The organism is Paraburkholderia monticola (genome assembly GCF_001580545.1).
Lineage (GTDB): Bacteria > Pseudomonadota > Gammaproteobacteria > Burkholderiales > Burkholderiaceae > Paraburkholderia > Paraburkholderia monticola.
In genome coordinates, this window is record NZ_LRBG01000031.1 from 272,991 (window position 1) to 282,079 (window position 9,089).

9 protein-coding genes are annotated in these 9,089 nt (G+C 62.3%); 3 read left to right on the forward strand and 6 right to left on the reverse strand.

Annotation, left to right across the window (positions count from 1 at the left end; translation table 11 throughout):
• Positions 1 to 2: 2 nt before the first annotated feature.
• Genes CI15_RS20715 through hyfB form a run of 4 tightly spaced genes read right to left on the reverse strand, consistent with a single transcriptional unit; the run spans position 3 to position 5,066 of the window.
• Complete coding sequence (locus CI15_RS20715) at positions 3 to 1,463, reverse strand: hydrogenase 4 subunit F (protein WP_062130382.1); 1,461 nt, start codon at positions 1,461 to 1,463, stop codon at positions 3 to 5.
• The gene (locus CI15_RS20720) at positions 1,456 to 2,115 is read right to left on the reverse strand and encodes a hypothetical protein (protein WP_062130384.1); all 660 of its coding nucleotides are present in this window, start codon (positions 2,113 to 2,115) and stop codon (positions 1,456 to 1,458) included. The genes CI15_RS20715 and CI15_RS20720 overlap by 8 nt, the downstream gene beginning before the upstream one ends.
• A complete protein-coding gene (locus CI15_RS20725) occupies positions 2,116 to 3,066 on the reverse strand; it encodes a respiratory chain complex I subunit 1 family protein (protein WP_062130386.1) in 951 nt (316 codons plus the stop codon).
• On the reverse strand, positions 3,060 to 5,066 hold the full coding sequence (gene hyfB, locus CI15_RS20730) for a hydrogenase 4 subunit B (protein WP_062130388.1): 2,007 nt from the start codon (positions 5,064 to 5,066) through the stop codon (positions 3,060 to 3,062). The genes CI15_RS20725 and hyfB overlap by 7 nt, the downstream gene beginning before the upstream one ends.
• A gap of 192 nt (positions 5,067 to 5,258) precedes the next feature.
• Between hyfB and CI15_RS20735 the strand changes: the two genes are divergently transcribed.
• Positions 5,259 to 6,020 (forward strand): YoaK family protein, encoded by a 762-nt coding sequence (locus CI15_RS20735; protein ID WP_062130390.1) that lies wholly within the window; start codon positions 5,259 to 5,261, stop codon positions 6,018 to 6,020.
• Between the two features lie 172 nt (positions 6,021 to 6,192).
• Positions 6,193 to 6,390 (forward strand): ribbon-helix-helix protein, CopG family, encoded by a 198-nt coding sequence (locus CI15_RS20740; protein WP_062130393.1) that lies wholly within the window; start codon positions 6,193 to 6,195, stop codon positions 6,388 to 6,390.
• 6 nt (positions 6,391 to 6,396) lie between these two features.
• On the opposite strand, the gene CI15_RS20745 is transcribed toward CI15_RS20740, so the two are convergent.
• Both CI15_RS20745 and CI15_RS20750 read right to left on the reverse strand, forming a co-directional pair.
• A complete protein-coding gene (locus tag CI15_RS20745) occupies positions 6,397 to 7,233 on the reverse strand; it encodes a fused MFS/spermidine synthase (protein WP_062130395.1) in 837 nt (278 codons plus the stop codon).
• A 100-nt stretch (positions 7,234 to 7,333) separates the two neighbouring features.
• Positions 7,334 to 7,675 (reverse strand): zinc ribbon domain-containing protein YjdM, encoded by a 342-nt coding sequence (locus tag CI15_RS20750; RefSeq protein ID WP_062130397.1) that lies wholly within the window; start codon positions 7,673 to 7,675, stop codon positions 7,334 to 7,336.
• Between the two features lie 211 nt (positions 7,676 to 7,886).
• On the opposite strand from CI15_RS20750, the gene CI15_RS20755 reads away from it, so the two are divergent.
• A complete protein-coding gene (locus CI15_RS20755) occupies positions 7,887 to 8,342 on the forward strand; it encodes a hypothetical protein (protein WP_062130429.1) in 456 nt (151 codons plus the stop codon).
• The last annotated feature ends 747 nt before the right edge of the window (positions 8,343 to 9,089 follow it).

Here is a 9,089-nt window from a genome sequence, read left to right on the forward strand (position 1 = left end):
GTTCACCCCGTCAGCATCGTTGCGGCCTGGCGGTACCACATCGCCAGGTAAGGCGGGACGTAAAGGCCGAGCATCAGGCCGAGGCCCAGATGGACGAATACCGGCAGCAACGCCGGCCGGTGTTCGAGCGGCCTCGCTGTCGTCTCGCCGAAGACCATTGTCTGCACGCGCAGGAAGATCGCTGCAAACGCGACGGCGAGCCCCAGCAGCAGCAACGGCGCCGTCCACGGCAGCACATTGATCGCCGTTGTCAGGATCAGGAATTCGCTTGCGAATACACCGAACGGCGGCAAACCGAGAATCGCGAGCGCACCGAGCGTCATGCCCCATCCGACCGTCGGGCTGACCTGCAACAGCCCCCGGATGTCGTCGATGACCTGGGTGCCCGCCTTCTGTGCCGCGTGCCCGACCGCGAAGAAGATCGCCGACTTGACGAGCGAATGTACGGTCATGTGCAGCAGCCCGGCGAACGTCGCCACCGGACCGCCCAGCCCGAACGCGAACGTCATCAGCCCCATGTGCTCGATCGACGAATACGAGAACAATCGTTTGACGTCCTTCTGTCGAAACAGCGAAAACGATGCGACCAGCACCGAAACGAGTCCGAATCCGACCAGCAGGCGTCCGGGCAGACCGTTGCCGAGTGCGCCATCAGCCAGTACCTTGCAGCGCAATACCGCGTACAGCGCAACGTTGAGCAGCAATCCGGACAGCACGGCCGAAATCGGCGTCGGGCCTTCGGCATGCGCATCCGGCAGCCAGTTGTGCATCGGCACAAGTCCGACCTTCGTGCCGTAGCCGACGAACAGGAACACGAAGGCGATCGACACGATCGCCGGATCGAGCTGGGTCCTGACCGCGGCGAGATCCGTCCACAGCAGCGCGTCGCCGCCGGCAAGGTGCCGGCTCGCCGCGAGATACAGCAGGATCGTTCCGAAGAGTGCCTGGGCGATGCCGACTCCGCACAGGATGAAATACTTCCATGCCGCCTCGAGACTGGCGGCCGTCCGGTAGACGCTCACCAGCAGTACGGTCGCAAGTGTTGCAGTTTCCATCGCGACCCACAGCACACCGACGTTGTTGGTGAGGAGCGCGAGCAGCATCGCGAACATAAAGAACTGATACATGCTGTGATAGAGACGCATGCGACGCGCGGTCATCCTGCCGCGCGCCTCTTCGATCTGCATGTACGGCCGCGAGAACATCGACGTCGTCCAGCCGACGAACGCCGTGAGGGCCACCAGATAGACGTTGAAGGGATCGACGAAGAACATACGTCCGAGCGCGAACGACGGACCACGCTCGACCGTGCGCAATGCGAGAAGCACGGTGGCGACGAACGTCATCAGGCTGAACCCGACGTTCAGGCTGCGCGCGACATGGCCCGGCCACGTCCATGCGAGCGTCGCGCCCGCGACGAGCGGAATGCCGAGCACCACCAGCACGATGCGGGCGTCATTCATCCTTGAGTCTCTCGAGATGGTGGATGTCGAGGCTGTCGAACTGTTCCCGGATCTGGAACATGAACACCCCCAGTATCAGGATCCCGACCAGCACGTCGAGCCCGACGCCCAGTTCGACGATCATCGGCATCCCGTTGGTTGCGGCCGTTGCCGCAAAGAACAGACCGTTCTCCATCGACAGGAAACCGATCACCTGCGGAATCGCTTTCGCGCGCGTGATCATCATCATGAAGGACAGCAGCACACAGGCAAGCGCAATGCCGAGCGTCCCGCGTGCCACCGAGGTCGCGCCCTGGCTGATCGGCGACGCGACATTGAACGCGACGATCACGAGCACGATGCCGATCAGCAGGGTCGTCGGAATGTTGATGAGCGGCTCGACGTCGGCACGAACGTCGAGCTCGCGAACGAGCCGATAGAGGATCCACGGAATCAGGCCGACCTTCAGGACGAGCGTGAGCGCGGCGGAAATGTAGAGATGCAGGTCACCCGTCACCAAGCCGAGGATCAGGTTCGCTGACACGAGCGCCATGCCCTGCAGGGTATAGAGATGAATCAACGACAGGATCCGACGCTGGCCCAGCATCGCGAACGACAGCAGCAGCAGCACCGCTGCGAGGAAATTGATCAGCTGCGTCGCATAGCCGTGCATTCAGGCCTCCAGCAGGATATGCACGAGCATGCCGATGACCGCGAGCAGGAATGCGCTCGCCAGGAACTCCGGAATCCGGAAGATGCGCATCTTCGCGTTCGCGGTCTCGACTGCGGCAAGCGCGGCGCCCCCCACCATCAGCTTGACGAACAACGCCGGTATCGCCAGCAGCAGCGCAAGCGGATTGCCCGCCCCGGCGATGCCCCACGGCAGGAATAGCGCAAGGCCAATGCACGAGTACGCGAACAGCTTCAGACTCGCCGCCCACTCCATCAGCGCGAGGTGCCGCCCCGAGTATTCGAGGATCAGCGCTTCGTGGATCATCGTCAGCTCCAGATGGGTCGCGGGATTGTCGACGGGCAGCCGGGCGTTCTCGGCGAGCGCGACCAGCGTGAACGCGATCCCGGCAAACGCGAGACTCGGATAGATCGTCAATTCCCGGCTGGCGAGCGTCGTGACGATACTGGTCAGGAGCGTCGATTGCGTGATCAGCGACGCCGAGAACAGCACCATTAGTAACGCGGGTTCCGCGAGAAAGCCGATCAGCATTTCCCGGCGCGCGCCGAGCGTGCCGAACGCGGTGCCGACATCCATCGCCGCGAGCGACAGGACCACGCGCGCGAGCGCGAACAGGCCGACCAGCGCGATCGCGTCCGCGGCGGGCGAAAGCGGCAGTTCGGTCGACAGCGTCGGGACAATCGCGCATGCGAGCGTCATGGCCGCCCATACGACGTACGGCGTGCCGCGAAACAGCGCACTGGCGTTGACGGCGACGACAGACTCCTTGTTGAACAGCTTGTGCAGCATCCGGTACGGCTGCCAGATGCTGGGCGCGCGCCGGTTCTGCAGCCAGGCGCGGCATTGATTGATCCAGCCCGTCAACAAGGGGGCCGCGGCAAGCGCCAGGACGATCTCGAGAAGCTGCGATACGACGCCGGATACGGTCACCATCGTCTCACCAGTATCAGAAGTGCGATCAGCACGACAAAGCTGTAGGTCAGATAGACGGCGATCCTGCCGGTCTGCAACCGGCCGGTCCATTCGGACAGGCGTTGCGTAAGCCTCCCGATGCGCTCATAGAGAACGGACCAGGTGGCGTCCGTGGCCGACATCCGGTAGACCGGATGCGCATCGGACGGCGACGGCAGTTGGCGCTCGATACGCATCAGCGGCGAGAAAATCTCGCGGATGGGTTGTCCGAATCCTTCGGCCGTATCCTGCATCCGCGCCGTCGTGAACGGGAAACCGCAGCTCCACGGCGCGGCCCGCCGCAGCCGTCCGTGGTAGAAGCGTCGCACCAGCACCCACGCGAGCGCGCAGCAGGCCGCGAAAAACAGCATGAACACGGCGGGCATGTAGCTCGCGCGGGCGGTCGAGACGGGCGCAAATAGCAGCCAGCTATGATTTTCGGCAGCGACACCGGCGCCGACGAGCGAACGGGTCACCCGGTCCAGCACCTTGACGAACTGTACAGGGAGCAATCCGAGCAACACGCCGACGCCCGCGAACCAGCAGAACGCCAGACGTTCCCATCCGTTCGCGTCACGCGCGCGGTTCAGCTTCGCCTCCCTGGGCTGCCCGAGAAAGACGATGCCGAAAAACTTGACCATCGCGTAGCCGGCGAGTGCGGCAGTCATCGCAACCAGCGCGGCCACGATCGGCACCGTCATGCCAAGCACCGGATCGGGCAACCGAGGCGTAAAGAGAAAGCTCTGCAGCAACAGCCACTCTGCGACGAAGCCGCTGAGCGGCGGCAGGCCCGTGCTCGCGGCAACGCCCGCGAGCACGGCCCACGCGGTCCAGGGCATGAAGCGAATCAACCCTCCCAGCTTGCCGAGATTACGCTCGCCGGTTGCGTGCAGGACCGCCCCGGTGCCGAGGAACAGCAGACTCTTGAAGGCGGCATGCGCAACGATCTGATAGAGCAGCGCTGTCAGCGCGAGCGCCGACAGCGCCGTCATGCCATAGGCACGGAACAGCACGGTCAGTCCCATGCTGACTATCATCAGGCCGACGTTGTCGATTGACGAATACGCGAGCAGCCGCTTCATGTCAGTCTGGATCGTGCTGAACACCACTCCGAGCAGCGCCGAGGCGATGCCGAGAACAAGCAGCAGCACGCCCCACCACGCGATCTGCACGTGCAGCAGATCGAAGACGATACGCAGCAGGCCATACAGACCGAGCTTCAGCACGAATCCGCTCAGGAGCGCCGACACCGGCGACGGCGCGGCCGGATGGGCATCGGGCAGCCAGACGTGCAGCGGGAACACGCCCGCCTTCGCGCCGAACCCGACCAATGCGAACACGAAAGCGATCGATGCCCAGAATCCGTCCAGATGCTGCGCACGTAGGTTGGCGAACGTATAGTCGCCGGTTCGCGCCTGCAGGAGGCCAAAGCACAGCAGCAGCGCGAGCGCGCCGACATGCGAGATCAGGAAATACAGGTAAGCGGCCTGGCGGATTTGGGCAATCCGGTGGTTGGTCATGACGAGAAACGTGGCGGAGAGCGTCAGCGTTTCCCACGCCACCATGAAGACGTACGCGTCGTCGGCGATCAGCACCAGTGCAATGCTCGCGATGCAGACGTGGTATTCGAAGCAGATCAGCCCGGGAGCGGCGCCTTCGCCCTTGCGGAAATAACCCGCAGAGAACGCACCGATACCCGCACTGACGATGCCGAGAACGAACAGGAAATAGCCCGACAGGCCGTCGAGCCGCAGATGGAACGGCAGGTTTGGCAAGCCAAGCGGCAGCGTCCACGCCGACGGTTCCGAGAACACCCCCACCAGCCCCGCACCGCCCAGCGCCAGTCCGAACAGCGCGCCCAGCGGATACAGCCCGTGCGCTACCAGACGCGTGCGATGCAACACCCCTAGCCCCAGCGCACCTATCGCCAGCCAGGCGAGCACGACCAGCACGACGATATGGACGACAGGCCCAGTCACCATCCGGAATGTCTCCTGCGCGGTCGGGATTGAGTGAGGTACATCCCGCAGCAATGACCGCTTGCCTGTCTATTATTGCACTGAAACTTCACTCAGGTTAACAGAGTATGATAATGACATTATCATAAAAGCCACATGAGCCGGACGCGCTACCTTCTGAGCACTCCGGACCAGGTAATTGACCGAACGACACCGATGCCTGCGCGTTACTTTCGAACTCTGGCGGGAAAAGACCGCAGCGCTAGCGCGAACCGTCAACTTGGCTTCTCGCTCGCATTCGTTGCCGGTGCGATCAATGCCGGCGGCTTTCTGGCAGTCAGGCAGTACACGTCCCACATGAGTGGCATCGTGTCGGCCATCGCGGATCATGCAGCACTTGGCGACATCCCGCTCGCGCTGGGCGGGATCGGCTCGTTGGTCTCATTTCTGCTGGGAGCCGGCTGCTCGGCCGTGCTGGTCAACTGGGGCCGACGGCGCGGTCTGCACAGTCAGAACGTGCTCCCGCTCCTGCTCGAGGCCGCGCTGCTCCTGCTGTTCGGAATGCTCGGCAGCCATCTGGCGTTATGGGAAGCGTGCTTCATTCCCGTCACCGTGGTCCTGCTCTGCTTCATCATGGGCTTGCAGAACGCGATGATCACGAAACTCTCTCATGCCGAGATCCGCACCACCCACATGACGGGGATCGTGACCGACATCGGCATCGAGCTGGGCAAGCTGTTCTACTGGAATTCGCCCAGGGCCGCCGCGGACGCCGCTGCGGTGATCGCCAACCGCGAGAAGCTGCGGATACATTGCACGATGCTGGCATCGTTCCTTGTCGGGGGCGTGATCGGCGCAGTCGGGTTCAAGCACGTCGGCTACGTATCGACCATGCCGCTCGCGGCGCTCCTCGTTACATTGGCGACGGTACCCGTAGTCGATGACATGCTCGACTGCTTCTACGGTTCCACCCGTTAGACGGGAACGCGAGAACGCGAGAACGCGAGAACCCGAACCGGCACCGTGACCCAGGGGATGGCGACCGGGCCGCGCTGACGCTTAGCCGCGTCATATCACACATCGACCCATCGCCTCTCGTGAAGGAGATGCATTATAATTCGATTATCATATCGCCCGATCCGTCCCCGCAATGGAAAGCAAGACCGCACGCCTTACCGTCCTGATCGATCCCGCCAAGAAAGAGGCATTTGAAAACCTCTGTGCGGCGCAGGATCTCACGCCATCGCAGGTCGTTCGCCAGTTGATTCGCGAGTATCTCGCGCAGCACGGCGTGACGTACAAGACAAAAAACCAGATCGGCACCCGCGGAAAACGCAGCGGCGGTTGATCCGAGTCAGACGCCGATTTTCCAGTAGCCCTGTTCCTGGTCGCGCCAGATGAACCGCTGCCAGTCGAGACACTCGCCGTCCTTCAGGCCGCGGGCAGTCGAGAGTAATTCTGGCGCGCCGTCCCAGACCGGGGCGCGAGCGCGCTCGTACAATTCCCGCCTGGCAGGCAATCGCCGCGCGCCCTTCCAGGCAAACGCGACGTAGTTGCCCACATCACGACACCGGACGACTGAATACGAGGTGCCGAAGGCTGACGCCAGCCGCTCCACATGGCTTGGCAACACGGGATCATCGGCCATGAGGTTGACTACCAGCACGCCTGAATCGGTCAGCCGCGCGCGGCACGCAGCAAAAAAATCCGCGCTCGTGCACTGGTCCGGCATTCCCTTCTCCTGGTAGGCATCGAGCAGAATCACGTCCGTCAACATACCCGCCCGATGGATATACTCCGCTCCGTCCGCACAAATCACTTCAAAGCGTGTGTCGTCAGCCGGAATCCTGAACACGTCGCGCAGCGCAATCACCTGGGGATTGATCTCGACCGCGGTGGTCCGGGCTTGCGGCAGGTGCCGGTAGCAGTACTTCGCGAGTGACCCTCCCCCCAGACCGATCATGCAGATGTGCCGGGGATCGGACTGCAACAGCAGGAATCCCATCATCGTGCGCGTATAGGGGAGCGCGAGCCTGTCGGGCGCCGTGAGCGACATGAAGCTCTGAGTAGAGAAATGGTCGAAGTGCAGCGACAGGCCGTGCTGCGTTTCCAGCACGAACGGTCGCTCCTCACTTGGGGTCGTCGACAGAAATTCCCGGAATGCGTCCAAGGACGTTCGATCGCCATCCATGCGCGCTACCCGCCCCGGGTGGCCGGACCAACACTCAACCAGGCCATATCGCACGGTGCGCCGAGCGGTGTCGTTCCGCTCCGTTTCCGGGCCCGCGCACTCATGCCTTCCTCAGATAGCAGGCCTTCAGCATGAAGCTGCCCGCATCCGTCCTGCAGTCGATCTCGTGATCTCCTCCGACAACGCGGATGCCCTTCACCCGGGTGCCCATCTTCAACGTGATCGACGAGCCCTTGACGCGCAGATCCTTGATCAGCACCACCGAATCGCCGTCCGAGAGAATGTTGCCGTTTGCGTCCTTGACGGCGCTTCCCGTGGTCGCTTCATCGGTCGCCTCCACAGCGGCCGACCATTCGTGGCCGCAATCCGCGCATACATACAGCGCCCCGTCCGGATAGGTGTTTTCCATCGCGCATTGCGGACATGCCGGGACGGTGTTCATTGCACTTTGCATTCGATTACTTCCAATTCAATTCGGAGAAGTCACGGCTAGCGGGAGGCTCGCTGATGCTGCCGCGGCCTCCGTGCTGCCTGACATCTGGTTCAGTTGCATTGTATTATAATGCAACACACATATTATGAACGCCGCGCTATACTTTCTGACGGCCCACCTTTCCTGGCGGACCGAAGACGCGTTTTCCCCGGGAGCCGGAATGTTCGATCTGGACGTTGCGCTACTGTCGCCTGACCAGCAGGTCATTTCGCTGCGTGATATTGCAGGTACCGCGGGACTTGTCATTGCAGGTCTCGGGCGTGGGGCCGAACGCGGCTTCCAGATGGCCCACCGTTTTCACGATGCAGGCGATCAGCTCGCGACAGCAGGCGTGAATCTCGCCTTTGTCTACCCGCATGATTCAAGGCGACATGTGCTGGACCCGATTTCGGTGGCCTGTGCGCGACTGCGGCGTCATCCGTATCTGCTCCTTGATCCGGAAGGCCGCTTCTTCAGGCGAACGGTACCCCCGCGGTCCCTGTCCGCCCTGTCTGTCAGTAGGAGGATGGAGCGATTCGACTGCCTCAGTGCCGACCTGAATGACGCGGCTTGGGAACGCACATTCCGCGCGTTTCTGGTCGCCCGGATACCTGGTGGGTTACACGAACTGCGATAGCCGATCGCAGGGACCTGCGGAAAGCTAACGCGGCGCGAATTCGTCGCGCAACCGCGCCTCATGCCGCTCCTAAATCCGACGGTGGGCTTCGTGCGGAAACAGCGCCTCACGAAACTCAAGTCGAAATCATTCTCACTCGATCGTCAACTGCTGACTGGAATCCTTGTGAGACGGCCATGACGCCTGGTCGGATAGCGAAGATACTGTCGGCGATACCGAGAAATCCAGCCAGCAGTTATCAGCCCTGGCGGGTCTGCATCGGAGCATCAACGTGCGCTCCCGCTAGAACCTTCTCGAACATCGAGCATCTGGATACGGCTTCTGCACGGATACCGTCATCGATATCGTGCGGACTCGTGACGCCGTGGATGACAGCGTCCGGAATGCAACTGACTCTCGCCCTGCCAAGTCGGTGGGCAAGTAATCGGCCATAGGAGACGCTCGAAGATAGGAGCAGTGCGGCGGCTCCAGGTTGGTTAGCTGTCGTTCGCGACCCGTCGTCGGCGAATGGCACTTCTCACGTCAATGAACGAGCCTTCCCGTTTAGGCTTATTCGATGCCTGCCCGCCGGAGCAATGTGAATGGGGCAGGCATCGAATACAAATAACCCTAAACGGGAAGGCTCGTTCATTCACGCTCGTCCCGCGACGGCGCAGATCTATTCTTTACCCGCCCCCTCATCCAGATCACTCTTAAACTCTCCCTTCCGATCCGACCCGTCGCAAAACGGCTCTTGCTCAGAGGTCC

What these genes read in the sequence shown, in the direction of transcription:
- CI15_RS20720 (WP_062130384.1), bottom strand. Translation starts at nt 2,115, where the DNA reads ATGCACGGCTATGCGACGCAGCTGATCAATTTCCTCGCAGCGGTGCTG.
- CI15_RS20735 (WP_062130390.1), top strand. Translation starts at nt 5,259, where the DNA reads ATGCCTGCGCGTTACTTTCGAACTCTGGCGGGAAAAGACCGCAGCGCT.
- CI15_RS20740 (WP_062130393.1), top strand. Translation starts at nt 6,193, where the DNA reads ATGGAAAGCAAGACCGCACGCCTTACCGTCCTGATCGATCCCGCCAAG.
- CI15_RS20725 (WP_062130386.1), bottom strand. Translation starts at nt 3,066, where the DNA reads ATGGTGACCGTATCCGGCGTCGTATCGCAGCTTCTCGAGATCGTCCTG.
- hyfB (WP_062130388.1), bottom strand. Translation starts at nt 5,066, where the DNA reads ATGGTGACTGGGCCTGTCGTCCATATCGTCGTGCTGGTCGTGCTCGCC.
- CI15_RS20750 (WP_062130397.1), bottom strand. Translation starts at nt 7,675, where the DNA reads ATGAACACCGTCCCGGCATGTCCGCAATGCGCGATGGAAAACACCTAT.
- CI15_RS20755 (WP_062130429.1), top strand. Translation starts at nt 7,887, where the DNA reads ATGTTCGATCTGGACGTTGCGCTACTGTCGCCTGACCAGCAGGTCATT.
- CI15_RS20745 (WP_062130395.1), bottom strand. Translation starts at nt 7,233, where the DNA reads ATGGATGGCGATCGAACGTCCTTGGACGCATTCCGGGAATTTCTGTCG.
- CI15_RS20715 (WP_062130382.1), bottom strand. Translation starts at nt 1,463, where the DNA reads ATGAATGACGCCCGCATCGTGCTGGTGGTGCTCGGCATTCCGCTCGTC.